Genomic DNA, 24733 nt, shown 5'->3' on the forward strand with positions numbered 1-24733 from the left:
GAATTGGCTTGTCTTTAATTGTGTGATTTATCATAAGCTAATGGAAATGATAGAGAATTAATCTAATTTATCTAAAAAACAGGAGCGGAAATGGAATGTTTTATTCCGGGTTATAAATTGAATTATTTATTTCGTTGTCAAGGGAATTAGCATCGTAGCGTTGTTAATGATATGGCGATTAACCGGGCTATGGCATCCAGTATTTGCGTATTTTGAAGAGATGTCAGATGTATCCGTTTTTATTTCTTTGGGGTAAGAAGTAAGAAAAATACGGGTGACGGCTGTCAGTCATGACAGTTTTCAAATTTCTAGTAGATTCGTTGGAGTAGTAAATGAAAGATAGCATTGCTCAAGAAAGAAGTGCTTTTAACGCCGAACTCTTTCCACAGACGTCAGAAAATATAACTAACATAAATGACGCCTCATCACAGATTAAAAATACAAAAAATATTCTCAAGGCACTCACACTCAGTGAATTATTCTGGTACGAGCGCCTTGCCGCTTTGCAACCGCTTCAGTTACCTTTTGAGACCGCCAGAGAGCAAGCGGAGCCCAGATGGGCAATGAGTCTTTGGCAGTCCCCGTTGCCAAAAAACGGGGAAGAGGATCCATTGCGAACGCTGTTGCAGACATTTGTCATTTACCTTGCACGCCTGACTCAGCAGACTGAATTCCAAATCGGTTGGGGCGTGAAAGCAAACGATAACCTGACAGATTTGGCGCCGGTGGTGCCTATGGATGTTGAGGTGGCGTTTGATAAGCCGTGGAGGGCGGTAGCTGATTGGATTGAAAACGAGCTTGCACAGTTGGTGTGGCACCAGACATTTAGTCATGATTTCCTTATTCGCTTTCCTTCATTGCAAGCTATGCCGGTATTAACAACCCGCTGGCCGTGGCAGATCGCCGTCTCGATGATACAGGATGACAAACAGAGTGGGCAGAAGGTATCCGGTGAATTGCTAACGCTCCAAGTGAATGCCCAGGGCGGTTTTCGCTGGATATACGACGAAAATCGGTTGAACGCGGAAGTGGTTCTGCGGATGAGTGAACACTTGCAGGTGCTGGCTTTGTCAAAAAGGCAGGGTGAGGAAATCCCTGTCGGACAGCTTAATGTGTTGCCGGAGGCTGAGCGCAGGTTGTTGCTGGAGACTTGGAACGCCACAGAAAACCCTTATCCTGATCCGTTATGTATCCATCAGCTGTTTGAGCAACAAGTAGAGCTGGTTCCGCAGGCCACGGCGTTAGAATATCAAGAGCAGATCCTCAGTTATGCGGAGTTGAATACCCGTGCCAACCGTCTGGCCCATCAACTGATTGCGCTAGGCGTCACACCGGATCAGCGGGTGGCGATTTGTGTGGAACGCTCTCCAGCGATGGTGGTGGCTTTGCTGGCGGTACTGAAAGCCGGTGGGGCCTATGTGCCGCTGGACTCAACTTATCCGGGTGAGCGTCTGGTATATATCCTGAATGATACGGCCCCGGCAGTGGTCCTGGCTGATGCAACCGGCCTAGCGGTGTTAGGTGACGAGGCGCTGGCCGGGCTGACGGTACTTGACCCGAATATCCAGCCTGACCGGCCGGACAGCAACCCGCAGGTCCCGGCGTTGACGCCACAGCATCTGGCGTATGTGATTTACACCTCCGGTTCAACCGGGCAGCCGAAAGGGGTGATGGTAGAGCATCAGGCGATTTATCAACGGTATCTGGGTTTTAATGAGACCTACGCTGTCACGGCACAAGACCGACTGTTGCAATTTGCCGCTTTTGCGTTTGATGTTTCAGTGGAAGATTTTTTCTCGTCATTATGCAATGGCGCGACGCTGGTTCTTCGCGATGACAGCTGGCTGGCTTCGATAGCGGAATTTATTACTTTAACCCGGCAATATCGTATTACGGTGGTATCGCTGCCGACCCTGTTCTGGTCTGAACTGGCGGCCAGAGATTCTGGGTTACCGCTACCGGATTGTCTCCGGCTCATCATCATTGGGGGTGAGGCGGTCAAAAAGAACGCTATTCAGGACTGGTTCAGGCAGGAAGGCCACCGGCCCCGGCTGTTGAACGGTTATGGCCCGACGGAAAATGTCGTGACGGTGACCTATAAGGATGTGTTATCCCCCGCCGATGCGCATTCTATTGGCCGGCCGGCTAAAAATGCCCGCATCTATTTGCTGGACCAATATGGTCAACCGGTCCCCTTAGGCTGCGTGGGTGAAATGTATATTGGCGGCGTCGGGGTGGCGCGCGGTTATCTTAACCGGCCGGCATTGAGCACAGAGCGCTTTATACTGGATCCTTTTAGCCCGGTAGCCGGTGCGCGGATGTACCGCTCTGGGGATTTGGCGCGTTATTTGCCGGACGGTGACTTGTCATTCCTGGGCCGTAACGACGAGCAGGTGAAAATCCGCGGTTTCCGTATTGAGCTGGGGGAAATTGAAACCCGGTTACTGGAACACTCGGTGGTACAAGAAGCGGCGGTGCTGGCGCTGGATGGGGAGCAGGGCAAACGTTTGGTTGCCTATGTGGTGGCGGCAGCGAATGAGGGATTGGCATCCGATTTGCGTGCCCACCTGAGTGCCATTTTACCTGACTATATGGTACCGGCCGCCTTTGTGCGTCTGGAGTCCTTCCCGCAGACCCCGAATGGCAAGTTGGATCGCCGGGCGTTGCCTGAGCCGGGTGAAGACGATGTTGCCCGGCAGATTTATGAAGCCCCGCAGGGGGAGACGGAGATCGCCATTGCGGCTCTCTGGCGTGAGTTACTGGGGATTGAACAGATCAGCCGGCATGACAGCTTCTTTGCGTTGGGCGGTCATTCACTGCTCGGTGTGCAGATGATTGAACGCTTGCGTAGCCAGGGGTTGACGCTGGCGGCGCGTGATCTGTTCCAGTCGCCGGTGTTGTCGGCACTGGCGCAAACGTTGGGACGGCATCAGGCCGTGATAGTACCACCGAATATCATTACACCGGCCACTACGGCGCTGACACCGACGATGTTGCCGCTGATTGATTTGACGCAGCCTGACATTGACCACATCGTCGGCCAGGTGCCGGGCGGGATCGCCAATATTCAGGATATCTATACGTTGTCGCCGTTGCAGGACGGTATCCTGTTCCACCACATATTGGAAAAAGAAGGCGACCCGTACCTGGTGCTCTATCCGGTGGCCTTTGCTAACCGCGCTCTGCTGGACCGTTATCTGGACGCGGTGCAACAGGTGGTTGATCGCCATGACATTCTGCGTACTGCTTTTATCTGGGAAGGGTTATCTGTGCCGGCGCAGGTGGTTTGGCGTCAGGCGACCTTGCCAGTGACTGAACTGACGCTGGATCCGGCTGATGGTCCGGTCATTGACCAGTTAACCCGACGTTTTGATCCGGATCACTATCGTCTTGATCTGCGTCAGGCCCCGCTATTGCATTTTGTTATTGCTCAGGAAACCGATGGCCGCTGGTTTTTACTGGAGTTACAGCATCACCTGATCGGCGATCATGAAACAATGGAAGTGATGCACCGTGAAGTGCAGGCATTTTTTGCCGGGCAGGGAGACCGCCTGCCTGCGCCGGTTCCTTTCCGCAATCTGGTGGCTGAGGCCCAGTTGGGGGTGAGTCAGGCCGCGCATACCCGTTTCTTTACCGACATGCTGGCGGCGGTGGAGGAGCCGACGCTGCCGTTCGGGCTGACAGATATACATCGTGATGGATCTCAGAAGACGGAATCCCACCGGATGCTGACCGCCGGGTTGAATGATCGTCTGCGCAGTCAGGCCCGGCGTTTGGGTGTCAGTCTGGCTACTCTGTGTCATCTGGCTTGGGCGCGAGTGTTGTCGTGTACCAGTGGTCAGGCGAAGGTGGTGTTCGGTACCGTCTTGTTTGGGCGTATGGCGGTGGGAGAAGGGGCTGACAGTAGCATGGGGCTGTTTATCAATACCCTGCCGTTACGTTTGGATATCGATGAGACCCCGGTACGGGACAGCGTGCGGGCGGTGCATCTGCGACTGGCCGGGTTGCTGGCGCATGAGCATGCGTCACTGGCGCTGGCCCAGCGGTGCAGTGGGGTTGCCTGCGGTACACCCCTCTTTAGTGCCCTGCTGAACTATCGACATAATGTTCAACCGGATCCGCTGGATGAAACGATGGCCGGGATTGAATTCCTGGGTGAACAGGAGCGGACTAACTATCCGTTTGTACTGTCGGTAGAGGACGGTGCCACCACTCTGGGGCTGACGGCTCAGGTAGTGCAACCGTTTGATCCGGAAAGCCTGTGCGATTATATGCAGCAGGCGCTGGAAAGTCTGGTGGAAGCCTTGGAGCAAGCCCCGGAAACGCCCGTTCGGGCATTGGAAATCCTGCCGGAAGCGGAACGTACCTTGTTGTTAAAGACCTGGAACGCCACGGAAACCGCGTATCCTGACCAATTATGTATTCATCAGTTATTTGAGCTGCAAGTGGAGAAGACTCCGAAGGCGACGGCGCTGATAGCGGGAGATAAAACTCTGAGTTATACGGAACTGAATGCCAGTGCGAATCGGCTGGCCCGTCAGTTGATCGAACAGGGCATTCACCCGGATGACCATGTGGCGATTCTGTTAGAGCGATCGATAGAACTGGTGGTGGCTCAGTTGGCTATTCTCAAAGTGGGGGCTGTTTATGTACCGATAGATCCCAGTGTGCCGGATGAGCGGAAAAACTGGCTGATAAGCGATTGTTCAGCCAGGTTGCTGCTCACCGATACACGGGCGGATATTCCGGCTAACCTGACTGTTTCGCTGTTGCGTTTATCTGATGAGACAGACCTGGGCAGCGAGGAAGATGACATCAATCCCGGCTTACCGCGTTCCAGCGCCGGGTCAGCATATATTATGTATACCTCCGGCTCGACGGGTATGCCCAAAGGCGTGGTGGTGCCTCATCGTGGGGTGGTCCGGCTGGTCATCAATAATGGTTATGCCGAAATTGGACCGGATGATCGGGTTGCCTTTACGGCTAATCCGGCTTTCGATGCCAGCACGTTTGAAGTCTGGGCCCCGTTGCTCAACGGTGGTGCGCTGGTGGTTATCGACCATGCCACGTTGCTGACACCACAGGAGTTGGTACCGGCTTTCCAGACGCACCGCATCACGGTATTGTGGCTGACTATCGGGCTGTTTAACCGGTTGGCGGCAGAGTTGTCCCCGGTGTTTCCGCAGATTAAGATCCTGATTTTCGGGGGAGATATTCCTGATTTACATGTGATTGCTCAGGTTCTGGATAATCGTCCACCGCAACAATTATTGCAGGCCTATGGCCCGAGTGAGGGAACCACCTTTACCACGATATACCCTATCGTGGCGTTAGCACAGGGCGTAACCCGCATTCCGATTGGCCGGCCAATCGCGAATACGCGGGTTTATCTGCTGGATGCCTATGAGCAGCCGGTACCGCCGGGTGTGATCGGTGAGATTTATGTCGGAGGCGATGGCGTTGCTCAGGGTTATTTCAATCGCCCTGAGTTAACCGCCGAACGTTTCCTGGTTGATCCATTCAGTGATAACCCGAATGCGCGTATGTACCGGAGCGGGGATTTGGCGCGTTATCTGCCGGACGGTAATCTGGAATTCCTGAGCCGTAATGATCAGCAGGTGAAAATCCGCGGTTTCCGCATTGAACCGGGGGAAATTGAGGCGTGTCTGGCAGAACATCCAACGGTGCATGAAGTTGCTGTGCTGGCTCAAGGGGAAGGGCCGGATAAACGGCTGGTGGCCTATGTGGTGGCACCAGCGGATGACGGGCTGGTGAACAGCCTGCGTGCCCACCTGAGTGCCATTTTACCTGACTATATGGTGCCGTCCGCCTTTGTGCGTCTGGATGCATTTCCGCTGACGCCGAACGGTAAATTGGATCGCCGGGCATTGCCGGCCCCGGACAATGAAGCCTTTGCTTATCAAGTTTACGAAGCGCCTCAAGGCGAAACGGAAATTGCCCTGGCGGCGATTTGGTGTGAATTACTGGGGATTGAACAGGTTAGCCGGCATGACAGTTTCTTTGCCCTGGGGGGGCATTCGCTGCTCGCGATACGGATGGTTGAACGCCTGCGTCACCTGGGATTGACACTGACGGCGCGTGATCTGTTCCAGTTTCCGGTACTGTTTGAACTGGCCCGGTCACTGGGACAGCATCAGGCGGTGACCGTGCCGCCTAACGTCATCACCCCGGCAGACACGACCCTGACGCCGGCGATGTTGCCACTGATTGATCTGACTCAGACTGAGATTGACCGTATCGTTGAACAGGTGCCGGGCGGGATTGCCAATATTCAGGATATCTATGCCCTGTCGCCGTTGCAGGACGGTATTTTATTCCACCACTTACTGGCAAACGAAGGGGATCCGTATCTGTTGACGGGTTTGATGGCCTTTACTGACCGGTCTCTGTTAGATCGTTATCTGGCCGCAGTTCAACGGACGGTTGATCGGCACGATATTTTACGCACGGCTTTTATCTGGCAAGGATTGTCAGTACCGGCGCAGGTGGTCTGGCGTCAGGCCCAATTGTCGGTGACGGAGTTGACACTGAACCCGGTTGACGGTCCGGTGAGTGACCAGTTAACCCGGCGTTTTGATCCGCATCATCATCGTCTCGACTTGGGGGAAGCGCCGTTATTGCGCTTTGTGGTGGCGCAGGAGACCGATGGCCGCTGGATTGCCCTGCAATTGCTGCATCACCTGATTGGCGACCATGAAACGATGGAAGTGATGCACCGCGAAGTCCAGGCACACCTTAGGGATCAGGCGGATAGCCTGCCTGCGCCGGTTCCTTTCCGTAATTTGGTGGCGCAGGCCCGGTTGGGCGTAAGTCAGGAAGCGCATACCCGTTTCTTTACCGACATGCTGGCGGCGGTAGATGAACCAACGCTGCCATTCGGGCTGGCAGAAGTGCACCGCGACGGCTCACAGGTGACGGAATTTCACCGGATGCTGGCACCTGAGCTGAATGATCGTCTGCGCAGTCAGGCCCGGCGTTTGGGGGTCAGTCTGGCGGCCCTGTGTCATCTGGCCTGGGCGCAGGTGTTGTCGCGTACCAGCGGGCAGGAGAAAGTGGTGTTCGGCACGGTATTGTTTGGGCGTATGCAGGCAGGGGACAGCGCCGACAATGGGATGGGGCTGTTTATTAATACTTTGCCGTTGCAACTGGATATCGACGAGACGCCGGTACGGGACAGCGTACAGGCCGCCCATACCCGACTGGCCGGATTATTAGCGCATGAACATGCGTCACTGGCACTGGCCCAGCGGTGCAGTGGGATTACCCGCGGTACGCCCCTCTTTAGTGCTCTGTTGAACTATCGACATAATGTTCAACCGGATCCGTTGGATGAAACGATGGATGGGATTGAATTCCTGAGTGAACAGGAACGGACCAACTATCCGTTTGTGCTGTCGGTGGAGGATTTTGCTGAATCCCTGGGGCTGACGGCTCAGGTAGTGCAACCGTTTGATCCGGAAAGGATATACGGTTATATGCAGCAGGCACTGGAAAGTCTGGTGGCGGCCTTGGAGCAAGCCCCGGATATGCCTGTTCGGGTATTGGAAACCTTGCCGGAAGCGGAACGTACGTTGCTGTTAAAAACCTGGAACGCCACGGAAACCGTGTATCCTGATGCGTTGTGTATTCATCAGTTGTTTGAACAGCAGGTGGCGAAAACCCCAGAAGCAACGGCACTGGTAGCGGGAGAGAAGACGCTGAGCTATAGGGAACTGAATGCCTGTGCTAACCGATTGGCTCGTCAGTTGATCGAACAAGGAGTTTATCCCGGTGACCCTGTTGCGCTCCTGTTAGAGCGATCGGTGGAACTGGTGGTGGCCCAATTAGCTATTCTTAAAGCTGGCGGCGTTTATGTGCCGATTGATCCCAGGGTGCCGGATGAACGGAAAAACTGGCTGATAAGCGATTGTTCAACCAAATTGCTGCTCACCGATACACGGGCAAATATTCCGGCTAACCTGACTGTTCCCCTGTTGCGTCTCTTTGGTGAGACAGACCTGGGCAGCGGGGAAGATGACATCAACCCTAGCTTACCGCGTTCCAGTGCTGAGTCAGCATATATTATGTACACCTCTGGCTCAACCGGTATGCCCAAAGGCGTGGTGGTACCCCATCGTGCGGTGGCCCGGCTGGTCATCAATAATGGCTACGCCGAAATTGGACCGGGTGATCGGGTGGCCTTTGCCGCTAACCCGGTTTTCGATGCCAGCACGTTTGAAGTCTGGGCTCCGTTGCTCAATGGTGGCGCATTAGTGGTGGTTGATCATGTCACTTTGCTGACACCGCTGGAGTTTGTACAAGTTCTACGGGTGCAGCGAATGACCGTGCTGTGGCTGAGTGTTGGGCTGTTTAACCAATTGGCGGCGGAGCTGTCTCCGGTTCTTCCGCAAATAAAGCTCCTGATTGTCGGGGGCGATGCCCTTGATCCCCATGTTATCGGGCAGGTATTGAGCACGAGTCCGCCACAACAGTTATTGAATGGCTATGGGCCGAGTGAAGGCACTACCTTTACGGCGACATACCGTATCACGGCATTAGCACAGGGAGCGATCCGTATCCCTATTGGCCGACCGGTAGCCAACACGCGGGTTTATTTGCTGGATGCGTATGGTCGGCCGGTGCCGTTGGGAGTGGTCGGGGAGATTTATGTCGGGGGTGATGGGGTTGCTTGTGGTTATCTTAATCGTCCTGAATTGACCGCCAAATGTTTCTTGGTTGATCCGTTCAGTGACAATCCGGATGCACGCATGTACCGCACCGGGGACTTGGCGCGTTATCTGCCGGACGGCAATCTGGAGTTTCTGGGCCGCAACGATCAGCAGGTGAAAATCCGTGGTTTCCGGATTGAACCGGGGGAAATTGAGGCCCGGTTGGCCGAACATCCGGCGGTGCGTGAGGTTGCTGTGTTGGTATGGGGGGAAGGGGAGGATAAACGGCTGGTGGCCTATGTAGTGGCACCAGCGGATGAGGGGCTGATGAACAGCCTGCGTGCCTACCTGAGTACCGTTTTGCCTGATTATATGGTGCCGTCGGCCTTTGTGCGTCTGGCGGCGTTTCCATTGACGCCGAACGGTAAACTGGATCGTCGTGCGCTACCGGCACCGGATGGTGAAGCTGTTGCCCGTCAGGTTTACGCGCCACCGCAAGGCGAAACAGAAATCGCCCTGTCGGTTATTTGGCGTGAATTATTGGGGGTTGAACAGGTCAGCCGGCATGACAGCTTCTTTGCCCTGGGGGGGCATTCACTGCTCGCGGTACGAATGATTGAACGCCTGCGTCATCAGGGATTGACCCTGACAGCGCGTGATTTGTTCCAGTCGCCGGTATTATCGGCGTTGGCCCAAACGTTGGGGCGGCATCACGCGGTGATGGTGCCGGCTAATGTGATTACACCAGAAACGACGACACTCACCCCGGCGATGTTGCCGCTGATTGATCTGACTCAGCCTGAGATTGACAGCATCATTGAACAGGTACCGGGTGGGATGGCGAATCTTCAGGATATCTATGCCCTGTCACCGTTGCAGGATGGTATTTTGTTTCACCACTTACTGGCAAACGAAGGGGATCCCTATTTGTTAGTCAGCCAGATGGTCTTTGCTGACCGGCCTCTGTTGGACCGTTATTTGGCTGCGGTACAACAGATGGTTGATCGCCACGATATTCTGCGTACCGCCTTTATCTGGCAAGGATTGTCAGTGCCGGCGCAGGTCGTCTGGCGTCAGGCCCAATTGTCGGTGACTGAACTGACATTAAATCCGGCTGACGGTTCAATCAGTGATCAGTTAACCCGACGTTTTGATCCGCGTCATCATCGTCTCGACTTGGGGAAAGCGCCGTTATTGCGCTTTGTGGTGGCGCAGGAGACCGATGGCCGCTGGCTTTTACTGGAATTGCTGCATCACCTGATTGGTGACCATACCACACTGGATGTGATGAATCGCGAAGTCCAGGCGTGTCTGACAGGTCAGGAAGACGGCCTGCCTGCGCCGGTGCCGTTCCGCAATCTGGTGGCGCAGGCCCGGTTGGGTATCAGTCAGGAGGAACATACCCACTTCTTTACTAACATGTTGGCGGCGGTGGCTGAACCCACGTTGCCGTTTGGGCTGGCGAACGTGCATCATGATGGATCTCAGGAGATGGGATCCTACCGGATGCTGACGACCGGGTTAAATGACCGTCTTCGCTATCAGGCCCGGCATTTGGGTGTCAGTCTGGCGGCGCTGTGTCATCTGGCCTGGGCACAGGTGTTATCCCATACCAGTGGTCAGGAGAAAGTGGTGTTTGGTACCGTGCTGTTTGGGCGCATGGCGGCGGGAGAAGGGGCTGACAGTGGCATGGGGCTGTTTATCAATACCCTGCCGTTGCGGCTGGATATTGATGATACCCCGGTACGGGACAGCGTGCGGGCGGCCCATTTACGGCTGGCCGGGTTGCTGGCGCATGAGCATGCTTCACTGGCGCTGGCCCAGCGTTGCAGTGGGGTTGCCAGTGGTACGCCTCTCTTTAGTGCCCTGCTGAACTATCGACATAATGATCAACAGGATCCGCTGAATGAAACGATGGCCGGGATTGAATTCCTGGGCGGACAGGAGAGCACTAACTATCCCTTTGGGTTGTCGGTGGAGGACGGGGGTTCCACTTTGGGGCTGACGGCTAGTGCAGTGCAGCCGTTTGATCCGGACAGGATATGCGGTTATATGCAGCAGGCGCTGGAGAGTCTGGTGGCGGCCCTTGAGCAGGCACCGGAAACACCAGTACGCGCATTGAACATCCTGCCGGAAACGGAACGCACGCTGTTGCTGGAAACCTGGAATGAGACAGAAACGCCGTATCCTGAGGCGTTATGTATTCATCAGCTGTTTGAGCAACAGGTGGCGCGGGCTCCGGAGGCGACGGCACTGGCGTATCAAGCGCAGACCTTCAGTTATGGCGAATTAAATGCCTGCGCCAACCGGCTGGCCCATCAATTGATTGCGTTGGGGGTGACACCCGACCAGCCGGTGGCGATTTGTGTGGAACGCTCTCCGGCGATGGTGGTGGGATTGCTGGCGGTACTGAAAGCCGGCGGGGCCTATGTGCCGCTGGATTCAACCTACCCAGGGGAACGTCTGGCGTATATTCTGAATGATACCGCCCCGGCGGTGGTATTGGCTGATGCGGTTGGCCGGGCTGCGCTGGGCGAAGCCGCGCTGGCCGGGCTGACGGTACTGGACCCGAATACCCTGCCAGACTTGCCGGACAGCAACCCGCAGGTCCCGGCGTTGACGCCACAGCATCTGGCGTATGTGATTTACACCTCAGGCTCAACCGGGCAGCCGAAAGGGGTGATGGTAGAGCATCAGGCGATTTATCAACGGTATCTGGGTTTTAATGAGACCTACGCTGTCACGGCGCAAGACCGGGTGCTGCAATTTGCTTCTTTTTCTTTTGATGTTTCAGTGGAAGAATTGTTCTCGTCATTATGCAATGGCGCGACGCTGGTTATCCGTGATGATAGCTGGCTGACTTCGATGCAGGAATTTATCACCTTACTTCGACAAAACCGTATTACGGTCATATCTCTGCCGACGTTATTCTGGTCTGAATTGGTGGCCCGAGACAAAGCATCACCGTTGCCGGATTGTATCAAGTTAATCATTATTGGGGGTGAAGCGGTACAGAAGAGAGCTATTCAGGTGTGGTTTATACAAGAAACTTACCGCCCACGGTTATTAAATACGTATGGCCCGACGGAAAATACCGTGACTGCGACCTGTAAGGCGGTGTTATCCCCTGGGGATGATAGCTCTATTGGCCGGCCAGTAAAAAATACCTGCATCTACCTGCTGGACCAATATGGTCAACCGGTGCCATTAGGCTGCATTGGTGAAATGTATATTGGCGGCGTTGGGGTGGCACGTGGCTATCTTAATCAGCCGGAATTGAGCGCAGAGCGTTTTATACTGGATCCTTTTAGCCCGTTAGCGGGTGCGCGGATGTACCGGACTGGGGATTTGGCGCGTTATCTGCCCGACGGTGATCTGGCATTCCTGGGCCGTAACGACCAGCAGGTGAAAATCCGCGGCTTCCGTATTGAGCTGGGTGAAATTGAAACCCGGTTACTGGAATACCCGGCGGTACAAGAGGCAGCGGTACTGGTGCGGGAAGATGGGCAGGATAAACGTCTGGTGGCTTATGTCGTGGCGGCAGCGACCGACGGGTTAGTTGCTCGTTTGCGTGAACACCTGAGTGCAATTTTACCTGACTATATGATACCGGCGGCCTTTGTGCGTCTGGAGTCCTTCCCGCAGACCCCGAATGGCAAGCAGGATCGTCGGGCATTACCGGCACCAGATGAGGAAGCCTTTGCCCGTCAGGTCTATGAAGCGCCGCAAGGGGAAGTTGAAATTGCGCTGGCGGCTATCTGGTGTGAAGTCCTGGGGATTGAACAGATCAGCCGGCATGATAACTTCTTTGCGTTGGGCGGTCATTCGCTATTGGCGGTACGGATGATGAACCGGATAGCGCTGCTGGGTATCGAACTGCCACTGAGCGTATTGTTTGAAGCGTCCACTTTAATGGCCTTTGCTGGGGTAATGCGTGCCCGGTTTGATGAGCAGCATAAGGTATTACCTTCCATCCTGCCGATATCCCGTGAGGGTGAGTTACCGTTGTCATTTGCTCAACAGCGCCTGTGGTTCCTGGCGCAGTTTGAGGGGGTCAGTGATATTTATCATCTCTCGATGGCACTGCGCTTGTGTGGTCAGCTGGATATCGTGGCCTGGCAGCAGGCGCTCGACACGTTGTTTGCCCGTCATGAAGCGTTGCGTTCCGTTTTCGTTTCGGTTGACGGTCAGCCACAAGTGCAACTGTTGGCGGCGGACAGTGGGGTGCCGTTGTCTCAGTATGACCTGCGTGGGATACCGGATGCCGAAACAAGGCTTGAACACCTGAGCATCGGGGAAGCCAGTACGTCATTTGATCTCAGTCATGGCCCGCTTATCCGTGCTTCGCTTATCCGGATCTCCGATGACGAATACCGGTTTCTGCTTACCCAGCATCACATTGTGTCAGACGGCTGGTCTGTCGGTGTGCTGATAAGTGAATTGAGTACGCTCTATACGGCTTTTCTGGCCGGGCAACCGGCACCGTTGCCACCGCTGGCGATTCAATATCCTGATTACGCCGCCTGGCAACGTCAGTGGCTGTCGGTTGAACGAGTTCAGGCGCAATCGGACTATTGGCGTACCATGCTGGCTGACGCGCCGGTGCTGCTGGATTTACCCACTGATCGGCCCCGTCCGCCTCAGCAGTCGTTTACTGGGGGGGTTATGTTCATCGATCTGGATGCGGAATTAACAGCATCTCTTAAGCACCTGAGCGAACAGCAGGGTGTGACGTTATTCATGACCCTGTTGTCAGCTTGGGCGATGGTCCTGTCGCGTCTGTCAGGTCAGGAAGATCTGGTTATCGGCACACCGAGTGCGGGCCGCAGTCACCAGGAAGTGGAACCGCTGATCGGGTTCTTTGTGAATACGCTGGCGTTACGTATTGATTTATCGGGTGCGCCGGATGTCATTGAATTGTTGGCGCGTGTGCGGCAAACCGCCTTGGCGGCACAGGCGCATCAGGACCTGCCGTTTGAACAGGTGGTGGAAATTGTGCAGCCACCGCGCCGGTTGGCGCATACCCCGTTGTTCCAGGTGATGTTTGCCTGGCAGAACAATGAGAGCCCGGAATGGGAACTGCCAGAGTTGGCTGTTTCGCTTATTGATTCTGTTCTTGAAACAGACACAGTTAAGTTTGATCTAGAATTGGAACTGTCTGAAGAGAATGGCAGGATTGTGGGATCTCTGGGTTATGCCACAGCCCTGTTTGATCAACAGACAATCGAGCGCTATGTGGGGTATCTACACACGGTACTGCAAGCGATGGTGGTTCATCCTCAACAGCCGGTTGGGGAAATCGATATTTTGGCCCCGGCAGAGCGCAGGTTGTTGCTGGAAACCTGGAACGCCACGGAAACCGCCTATCCTGACCCGTTGTGTATTCATCAGTTATTTGAACAGCAGGTGCAAAGGACACCGAATGCAACAGCGCTTGTGTGTGGAGCTGAGACACTGAGCTATGCTGAACTGAACAGACGGGCAAACCGGTTGGCTCACGAGCTTATTGCACAGGGGGTGATACCGGAGCAACGTGTTGCGCTTTGTGTCTCCCGTTCTGCGTCAATGATGATAGGGTTGCTGGCTATATTGAAGGCCGGAGGTGCTTACGTCCCGCTGGATCCTGCCTATTCAGGTGACCGTTTGAGTGGGATTTTAAGTGATGCTACTCCTGTCATGGTGGTGGCGGATGCGATGGGGCGTACAGCTTTGGGTCAGGATGCACTGAAAGGGTTGAAGGTATTAGAACCGGATACTGATTGGGTGCAACCGGACAGCAACCCGCAAGTATTATCACTGAATTCAAGACAGCTGGCTTATGTGATTTATACCTCGGGTACCACCGGTGTGCCCAAAGGCGTGATGGTGGAACATCGTGGCGTAATAAATTTGGCAATCGACCATATTGATCGCTTAGGTGTTAAACCGGATAGCCGGGTTTTGCAATTTGCTTCCATGAGTTTTGACGCCAGCGTTGCGGATATTGTGATGGCTTATGGCGCGGGCGCTGCCCTCCATATTCTGTCAGACGATGTTCGCTATGACAGGAATGCCTTGTGGCATTATCTGGATGAACAGCGCATTACGCATCTGACTTTGCCGCCGGCTGTCCTTCAGAATGCCCATGAACTCCCCCCGTTACAAACGCATTTAACCTTGATACTTGCCGGGGAAGCACTGGGTTCTGCGCTATTGCAATCGTTAGCGGGCAGGTATAACACCTTTAATATTTATGGCCCAACTGAAGCCACTGTTGCGGTCATGTCATGGCATTGCCCACCTGATTATCAAGGGGAAGAGATCCCGATCGGCCGTCCAATAAACAATACGCGTATCTACCTGCTTGATGCACGGGGTCAGCCAGTGCCGCAGGGCGCGGTAGGTGAACTCTATATCGGCGGGGCGGGTATCGCGCGGGGTTATTTGAACAGGCCGGATCTGACCGCAGAGCGTTTCCTGGATGACCCATTCTCAGTGATCCCGGGTGCCCGCATGTATCGGACAGGTGACCTTGCCCGTTATCTGCCGGAGGGTAACTTGGTTTATGTGGGGCGCAATGATCAGCAGGTGAAAATCCGGGGATTCCGTATAGAGCCCGGAGAAATAGAAGCGCGTCTGATGGAATACCCTTCCGTTCGGGAGTCATTGGTGGTCACTGATGGTAAAGGGGAGGATAAGCGTCTGGTTGCTTATGTGGTCGCGGATGATGAGGAAGAACTGGCTCAACATTTGCGTTCGCATCTGTCAACCCGATTACCCGAATATATGATACCGCCAGCATTTGTCAGGCTGGATGCTTTCCCGCTGACCCGGAACGGTAAGCTGGATCGCCGGGGATTACCCGCACCGGACGAAAAAGCGGTTGCCCGTCAGGTTTACGCCGCACCGCGAGGAGAAACTGAAATCGCATTGGCGGACATTTGGCGTGAATTGCTGGGGATTGAACAGGTCAGCCGGCATGACAACTTCTTCGCGCTGGGCGGTCATTCACTGCTTGCCATTCGAATGGTCAATCTTGTTGCCAGCCAGGGTTTGATTTGTACATTGAATGCCTTGTTCCAATTCCCGGTGTTGTCCGAATTGGCGGCAAAAATTACCTCAGATTTGCTGTCTCAGCCGCAGACCAGCGCCATATCGGTGCGACCGGGTGGAACGGAACTGCCATTGTTCTTTGTGCCCAGTGGAATGGAAGATTATTCCTATGTTTACGGGCTGGCTCAACATATCCGGTCAGACTATCCGGTTTATACGTTGCCCTGGCCATCCATCAGTGAAGAACCGATGTCGACGATGGAAGAACATGCGGCCAGAATGATCAACTTGATGAAAGCGGTTCAACCGGCAGGTCCGTACCGGCTAGCGGGTTACTCTTCCGGCGGCATATTGGCTTATGCCGTTGCCCAGTGGCTTTTACATGCCGGGGAGACGGTTAACTTCTTGGGGTTGATTGATACGCCAGCGCCTCATGATGTCAGCGAGGAGCCTGTGCAACTCAACCATCTGTTCTTTGCCGCGTTAGTAAAGCAGTTTGGGGAGGAACACACAGATGCGGTTGTGGCACTGTACCGGCGAATTGATGAGCTGAATTTGGTGCAATTTATTGAAGCGGCACAGGAATTGGCGTTATATCCCGCCAGTCTGCGCCCTGATTTAGTCGCAAAACGTTGGGAGCAGGGGGAGCATTATATACAAATAGTCGAAGAGTATGAGCCGCAGGCATTAGCGGTAACGCTGCATCAGTTTTATGCGATGGAACTTTCCCCTCCTAATCCTTTTGTTGCGGATGAAGAACTGAAGCCTTTAACCATGGATCCATCGTTAGGTTGGGGGCGGGTAATGCCTGACTCTTTACTTCAGTTGATTGCTGTTCCGGGTAACCATGCGAGTTTGATGGAGAATAAGGAACATAGAATCGCTTTAGCTCAGGCTCTGAATAGGGCGTTGGCAATGCAGTGTGATGAGGAGACACTATAATACTGATATATTAAGAAATATTAAATAATTTAACGTTGGTGTGATAATCCGGTATACATTATTTATACCGGATTGTTTCTGTGTTAAAACAGAATAAGGAAAGGAATTATGCCCATAAATAATTGTCTTCGGATAGCCTTTTATCGGTTTCTCTACCCAAGTAAATCATTAGGATAAGGCTAGATTCGATCAATTTTTACAAATAATCTGATCAGGTAAGTGATGCTGTTATTACCTGAAATCTAACAAAGTTCAGACACCGCTAATCTTCTTGGCAAGATAGTTAATTTTGTATTAGGTTATCGTCATATTGTTCACTTATTTTGTTATTTTGATTATAGATTTACCCCGGTTTTTGCAAAATTAAATTCCGTCAAATTTTATTTTACATTTAAGTAGATAAATTTCTGGCGTTATTAATGAATAATTATTTATTTATTCTTCTCATCTATATGTATCAGGTTTAATTTATTCACAATTTATTCATTTCCTATTCACTAAAAGTGCATAAATAGTGCATAAAAATACTTCTTGGAATTTTGAACGAGATCAAAAAGTATTTTTTTTGTTTATAACTTGTGTTGACTTTGTTAAGCGCGAGCAACAGTATCTGTCCAATGGTTGAGCAACTATTTTTCGAAAATAGTGATGAGGATTAATAAGCATAATATTAACGAAATCCTGTAATTTTATTATTTTTAAGGCTTTTTAGGCTTCAACTTAGCCAACTTTTTACCTCAGAATTCATTAATAATTTGTGTAAATATGAGATAAAAAATGATGTATACCCGTAATCATTGAAGATGCTTGATTTTATCCGAAATGGAGATCATTATCCTCGCTATGAAAATATTTATTACATCAGAACAAAAAATCAAACTTGAACGTCTTCACGACACCACTCGTGATGGCCAAGTACGAGACAGAATAAAAGCGATCCTTCTGGCTTCTGAAGGGTGGAGTTCTGTGATGATAGCCCAGGCATTGCGACTCCATCAGACCACTGTTGACCGCCATATCAGTGATTATCTTAATCAAGGTAAACTTAAATCTGATAATGGGGGGTCTGATAGTTTGCTTTCTCGAGAGCAAACTGATTTTTTAATCAACCACTTATCTCAACATCTTTTCCATCACACCCATGAAATCGTGGCCTATGTTGCTCAGCTCTGGAATATTACCTTTAGCATTCCCGGCATGAATAAATGGCTACACCGTCAGGGTTTTTCTTATAAAAAACCTTGTGGTGTCCCTCATAAATTCGAGGCAGAAAAACAGATACAATTTATTGAATATTATGAAAATCTTAAAATCACAGCGAAAGATGAACCCATCCTTTTTCTTGACGCTGTTCACCCGACTCAAGGCACCAAACTCGGTTATGGCTGGATGCGAAAAGGCGAGAAAAAAACCGTCAAGACAACAGGAAGCCGAACTCGCCTGAATATATTGGGCGCGCTCAACCTGAATGCCATTGGTCGTACGGTGTTCCAGGAATATCAAACCATCAATGACTACAACATTTGCTGTTTTTTCAACGAAATAAGGAAGTCTTATCCTGACTATCATCAAAAAATTCATCTTATTGTGGATGGGGCGGGTTACAACAAAGCTCATCTTGTGAAGGAGTGGGCTTATGTTAGCAATATTGAGTTACATTATCTTCCTCCCTATAGCCCAAATTTAAACCCGATAGAGCGATTATGGAAGGTCATGAATGAACATGTTCGAAATAACCGTTATTTCGCTGATAAACATGAATTTCGAGACAAAGTCTTCAAATTTTTCACCACAACGCTACCGGATATAGCGGACTCGCTGATGTCTAGAATTAATGACCATTTTCAGGTGCTAAAAACTGCATCTTGAAGTTTCTTGGGTATAGAGCATATTGTTTTATCTCGTCCGAATACTCTCTATTTTAAAGGGAAATGATCTATGTCAGAAAATATTCAGAGAAATTGGTTTGATCACTATATGGTACCTTGTTTTTCTCCTGCTAACTTCATACCTATTCGGGCTAAAGGTTCGAGAGTATGGGATCAGGACGGCAAGGAATATATTGATCTTGCTGGTGGAATTGCAGTGAATTCATTAGGGCACGCCTATCCGGAATTAAAAGATGCGTTAATTTCTCAGATTGAAAAAATAGGGCATATAGGAAATGGTTACACTAATGAGCCCGTGCTGAAATTAGCAAAGAAGCTCGTGGAAAATACGTTTGCTGATAAGGTGTTTTTCTGCAATTCAGGGGCAGAAGCTAACGAGGCGGCATTAAAATTAGCCAGAAAATATGCTTCTGATAAATATGGAAAAAATAAGAGTGAGATTATCTCATTTAAAGATTCTTTTCATGGCAGGACATTATTTACTGTTACGGTAGGAGGGCAACCAAAATATTCACAAGATTATGCTCCTCTTCCTCAAGAAATTACGCATCTTCCTTATAACGATTTGTCTGCGATCAGAGAACGCATTTCTGAAAATACCTGTGCGGTTATTGTCGAGCCGATTATCGGTGAAGGCGGCGTTATTCCCGCCGATCCTGCATTTTTGAAGGAATTACGTACATTATGTGATCGTTTTCAGGCGTTGCTCATTTTTGATGAAATTCAGACTGGAGTGGGCCGTACCGGATATCTTTATGCTTATCAGGGATATGGCGTCGAGCCTGATATTCTTACCAGTGCTAAAGGTCTCGGAGGGGGGTTTCCTATCGGTGCCATGTTGACAAAACAACATATTGCAGAGGTTTTTCAACCTGGAACACACGGTACAACGTTTGGCGGTAATCCCTTAGCAGCAGCCGTTGCCAATAAGGTGTTTTCAATAGTTAATCAGTCTGTGTTCCTCACTGGAGTTCAGCAGCGCCATGAATATTTCATGGATAAGTTATCGGAATTGAATCAGCGCTATCAATTATTCAGTTGTTTGCGGGGCAAAGGGCTGCTTTTAGGCGCTGAATTGAATAAAGCCTGGCAGGGTAAGGCGAAACAATTAACCAATATAGCAGCAGAGGAAGGATTAATTGCCTTGATTGCCGGTCCGGATGTATTGCGCTTTGCGCCAGCATTAAACATCGAATTTGCTGATATTGATGAAGGTTTGGTTCGTCTTGAAAGCGCCATCAAGCGGTTCATAGGTTCATAGGTTAATAGTAAGTTGAAGGTGACGTTATGATGCTTTTCCGAACTGTCCGGCATAGTGACTTAAATGGTATTCAGTCCTTATCTGAACGCGCTGGTATAGGTCTGACATCTTTACCAAATAACCTGGAGCAATTACGTTCACGTATTTCACGTAGCGTGGATACTTTCGATGGAAAACTGACCAGGGCCCAACAGGGATTCCTTTTTGTGCTGGAAGATACCAGCGAGAATCGCGTTGTGGGTGTTAGCGCCATAGAAGCGGCAGTAGGACTGGAGGAGCCGTTTTATAACTTTCGTGTACAAAGAACCATTCGGTCGTCACGTGAGTTAGGAATTTATAAAGTGATTGAAGCTTTATCTCTGGAACAAGATCAGACCGGTAACAGCGAATTATGTACCTTATTCTTGGATCCGGAATATCATAAAGGGAAAAACGGTACGTTTCTGTCTAAAGCGCGTTTCCTTTTTATTGCAGCATTCAGGGATCTATTTTCTAAAATAATATTTGCTGAAATGCGTGGTGTCGCAGATGAGAAAGGAAATTCACCTTTTTGGAATGCGCTGGGACAGCACTTTTTTGGTATTCCTTTTTCCCAGGCAGACTATTTAACGGGTATTGGATCAAAAACCTTCATTGCCGAATTGATGCCCCTTCATCCTGTTTATATATCCCTATTACCCACTGAGGCACAGCGGGTAATAGGGCAGGTTCATGAGAAAACGGTCCCGGCCCGTACGATCCTCGAAAAAGAAGGTCTGGTCTATGAAGGCCATATCGATATTTTTGATGCAGGCGCTTTACTACAGGCCGAGATCGACCGGATACGCGCAGTAAAAGAGAGCCGGCTTGTTCCTGTCAGCCGGGTTAAGTCAGTTGCCAGAACCGGTGGGGTACCCTGCATCATTGCTAATCAGCGCTTTAGTGACTTTCGTGCGCTGTTACTGAATGTTGCGTATGACAGTGATGAAATTTTTTTAACATCAGCGGAAATGGATGCACTCCAAATCAATGACGAAAATCAGGTACGACTCGTCACTCTTTTTCCAAGGGAACACTAAGATATGAATCATAAAGTACATTACATTGGGGGCGAATGGGTTAAGGGGCAGGGTGAGTTGATGACTAAATTCGCCCCAATAGATCAGAAAATTCTGTGGCAAGCTAACAGTGCTGATCCTTCTCTCGTTAGAGCTGCTTGCCAGTCTGCCCGTGAGGCGTTTTATTCGTGGTCACATTTGCCCGTTAGCGAGCGAATTAAGATTGTCCAGAAATTTGCCACGTTGCTAAATGACGAGAAAGAATCTTTGGCGCGGGTTATCAGTCAGGAAACCAGCAAGCCATTATGGGAAGCTCGGACTGAAATACAATCCATGATAGGTAAGGCGGCGATTTCTATCGAAGCATGGGAACAGCGCACCGGAGAGTCGGAAATCGTTATGCCAGACGGCCGGGCCTTACTGCGTCATCGTCCTCATGGTGTGATGGCGGTTTTTGGACCGTATAATTTTCCTGGTCACTTACCGAATGGTCATATTATCCCTGCGCTTATTGCCGGTAATACGCTGGTGTTTAAACCGAGTGAACTGACACCGATGACCGCAGAAGAGACCGTAAAATTGTGGGAAAAGGCTGGTTTGCCCGCCGGTGTGCTTAATCTGGTTCAAGGGGCGCGTAATACCGGCACAGCGCTGTTGGAGGACAAGCAGATTGATGGTGTGCTGTTTACCGGGAGCGCCAATACTGGTTTTCACTTTCACCGCGTGTTTGGCGGTCAGCCAGAGAAAATGCTCGCCCTTGAAATGGGAGGGAACAACGCACTGATCGTGGATGCTTGCGATGATATTGATGCTGCCGTTTACACTATTGTGCAGTCAGCATTTATCTCCGCCGGCCAACGTTGCACTTGTGCCCGCAGATTACTGGTAAAAAATGGCGCACACGGGGATGCGGTGATTAAGCGTCTGGTGGAGGTGACTGAACAGATTGTTCCCGCTCACTGGGATGCACAACCCCAGCCTTTTATGGGAGGCGTCATTTCTCTACAGGCGGTTCAGAATCTGTTGGAAGCGCAAGATCGGCTGCAAAAACTTGGTGGGATTTCGCTGGTTTCGTTGGAACAACGCGATCCTCAATCAACGTTGCTGACACCTGGGATCATTGATGTTAGCCCGGTGGCTGATGTGCCTGATGAAGAGTACTTTGGCCCGCTACTCACGCTTATGCGTTATGACACGTTTGATGAAGCGCTGGCAATGGCGAATAACACCCGGTTCGGATTGGCGACTGGTTTGATTTCGCCGGATGCTTCATTGTTCCAACGCCTGTCGGAAGATGCGAGAGCCGGAATTGTGAACTGGAATAAACCGTTGACAGGGGCTTCCAGTAAAGCGCCTTTTGGTGGCATTGGCGCTTCGGGAAACTTCCGCCCTAGCGCTTATTATGCTGCTGATTACTGCGCCTGGCCTATGGCATCTCTGGTTACTGATAAACTCGCTTTACCTGAAACGCTTGCGCCGGGGATCCATTTCCCTGATTAACTTATACAATCTTTCTAGAGGTATCTATGTCCGGTTTTGAAGCAAATTTTGATGGTTTGGTTGGTCTGACTCATCATTACGCAGGGCTTTCAGTCGGCAATAAAGCGTCTATACATAACCGGGACCGGGTGTCTAACCCACGCAAAGCTGCGCTTCAAGGGCTGATGAAAATGAAAGCGCTGGCTGATGCGGGGTTTGTTCAGGGGGTGCTGCCACCACAACAACGTCCCAATATTCCAGCCTTACGTAATTTAGGTTTTACGGGCAGCGATGAACAAGTAATTGAGAAAGCAGCTAAATATTCTCCAGTGTTATTATCAAAACTGAGTTCTGCTTCATCAATGTGGACAGCAAACGCGGCAACGGTGTCACCTTCGGTGGATAGTGCTGACCAACGGGTACATTTCACTGTGGCAAATTTGAATAACAAACTGCATCGTTCGCTGGAAGTAGAAACAACGGCAGCCGCGTTAAAAGCCACTTTTGCTAATCAAAATCATTTTGTCCATCATCAAGCGCTTGTGCAGCATGAAAACTTCGGTGATGAAGGGGCGGCAAACCATAATCGCCTCGGTGGTGAATATGATAGGCCAGGCGTGCAGGTGTTTGTCTATGGTCGTAGCGCGTTTCGTGGCAGTCCGGTGCCTCAGCGTTATCCCGCACGGCAAACACTGGAAGCAAGTGAAGCCATTGCACGGCTGCATCAGCTTAATCCGGCGCAAACCGTTTTTGTGCAGCAAAACCCGGTCGCCATTGACAGCGGTGTTTTCCATAATGATGTGATTGCAGTGAGCAACCGAAATGTCCTTTTTCATCATCAGCATGCTTATCTGGATCAGGATCAGGCTTTGGCTGAAATTAAAGAGAAAATGGCGGTGTTGGGGCATGATTTTGTCTCACTTGAGGTCTCATCAGAGCAGGTCAGTATCGAAGACGCGGTTGATTCTTATCTCTTTAATAGTCAATTACTGAGTAAAGCTGATGGAAAAATGAGGATTGTTGTGCCGGAAGAGTGCCGTCAGAGCGCAACTGTCTGGGCCTATTTACAGTCACTGACTGCGCAAGCGTCATCACCCATTAATGAAGTCTGCGTTTTTGATCTGCGGGAAAGTATGCGCAATGGTGGCGGCCCGGCATGTTTGCGCCTGAGGGTTGTGCTGAATGATGCCGAATTTAACGCGGTCAATCCTGCGACAATAATGAATACCCGGCTTTATGATCGCCTGACTCAATGGATAGAACAGCACTATCGTGATGAGTTATGTGCCAGCGATCTGGTTGATCCCCAATTATTTCGTGAAGTTTATACCGCTCTGGATGAGCTTACGCAGATCTTGAATTTAGGGTCGATCTATGAATTTCAACGCTAAATTGGAGCGGATATGGATCTGTTAACTTTATTGCTTGAAAAGAAACTTGCTGACCATCTGATATTTCCAGAAACAATTAAGGCGAGCTGGCTGGCAGAAGGGGTATTGCAACTTATTCCCCATGTTCCCCATGAAGGAAAAAACCGGTCTCTGGTTATTTCCGCGGGTATTCACGGTAATGAAACCGCGCCCATTGAAATACTGATTCAGTTACTGGCACAGTTGGCGGATGGCACGTTACCGTTAAAAAATAACCTGCTGATTATCTTTGGTAACTTGTCGGCTATGCGAGCGAATCGACGTTATCTGCATAACGATTTGAATCGCATGTTTGGTGGCCGTTATCTGGATTTTCCTCTGGGAAATGAGCGATCACGCGCGGCTGAACTTGAAAATATGGTCAGTCACTTTTTTGCTGAACCTTTAGTGTCCTCTGCCAATATGCGTTGGCATATTGATCTGCATACCGCTATACGCGCTTCTCATCATGAACAATTTGCATTGTTACCTGCTCCAAGCCGTCCATTTTCTGCTGAATTTATGCAGTGGTTGAATGACAGCGATATTGATGCGCTTGTTTATCATCGTTCAAAAGGAGGGACTTTCAGCCATTTTCTGCATGAAAAGTTTGGGGCGGATAGCTGTACGGTGGAAATGGGTAAGGCAATGCCTTTTGGTAGAAATGATTTAACCAGGTTCCAAAAAATTGCGGATTCTCTTTATGGTTTAATCTCTTCATTACAAATAGCCTCACGCGTTAGACCTGAGCTGAAACATTACCAGGTAATTGATTCCATTATTAAGAGCGATGAAAGTTTCCAGCTTCATATTCCCGCAGATACCATGAATTTCACTGAATTGTCAGAGGGATTTGAAATCGCCAGCCAGCATGATTGCCATTGGAAAATTAAATTCCCGGCGAAATTTATTTTATTTCCTAATGCTGAGGTTGCTAATGGATTGCGGGCGGGATTGTTACTTGCTTTAAATGAAAAAAATAATTAAATAAAACATAACTCCATTTTCTTTCTGA

General features: G+C 50.7%; 7 protein-coding genes. All 7 read left to right on the top strand.

The genetic code is table 11. The features are described 5' to 3' along the window. Positions 1–332: 332 nt before the first annotated feature. The 7 genes from ACUN2T_RS09710 (at position 333) to astE (ending at position 24705) form a co-directional block, all read left to right on the top strand. Entirely contained in the window at positions 333–16643 is a 16311-nt protein-coding gene (locus ACUN2T_RS09710; protein ID WP_445497289.1) for an amino acid adenylation domain-containing protein, read from the top strand. 843 nt (positions 16644–17486) lie between these two features. Then, positions 17487–18512: an IS630-like element ISPlu3 family transposase gene (locus ACUN2T_RS09715; RefSeq protein ID WP_445493927.1), complete on the top strand. Its 1026-nt coding sequence runs from the start codon at positions 17487–17489 to the stop codon at positions 18510–18512. A 69-nt stretch (positions 18513–18581) separates the two neighbouring features. Further along, positions 18582–19793 carry an aspartate aminotransferase family protein gene (locus ACUN2T_RS09720; protein ID WP_445497290.1) on the top strand — a complete coding sequence of 404 codons (1212 nt, stop codon included), beginning with the start codon at positions 18582–18584 and terminating at the stop codon, positions 19791–19793. A 26-nt stretch (positions 19794–19819) separates the two neighbouring features. Continuing rightward, positions 19820–20851, top strand: a complete 1032-nt coding sequence (gene astA / locus ACUN2T_RS09725) for an arginine N-succinyltransferase (protein ID WP_445497291.1) — start codon at positions 19820–19822, stop codon at positions 20849–20851. 3 nt (positions 20852–20854) lie between these two features. After that, positions 20855–22330 (top strand): succinylglutamate-semialdehyde dehydrogenase, encoded by a 1476-nt coding sequence (astD, locus tag ACUN2T_RS09730; RefSeq protein WP_445497292.1) that lies wholly within the window; start codon positions 20855–20857, stop codon positions 22328–22330. A gap of 26 nt (positions 22331–22356) precedes the next feature. Next, a complete protein-coding gene (astB, locus tag ACUN2T_RS09735; protein ID WP_445497293.1) occupies positions 22357–23700 on the top strand; it encodes an N-succinylarginine dihydrolase in 1344 nt (447 codons plus the stop codon). 12 nt (positions 23701–23712) lie between these two features. Next, positions 23713–24705 carry a succinylglutamate desuccinylase gene (astE, locus tag ACUN2T_RS09740; protein ID WP_445497294.1) on the top strand — a complete coding sequence of 331 codons (993 nt, stop codon included), beginning with the start codon at positions 23713–23715 and terminating at the stop codon, positions 24703–24705. Positions 24706–24733 lie beyond the last annotated feature (28 nt).

Source organism: Photorhabdus machadonis (assembly GCF_052657765.1).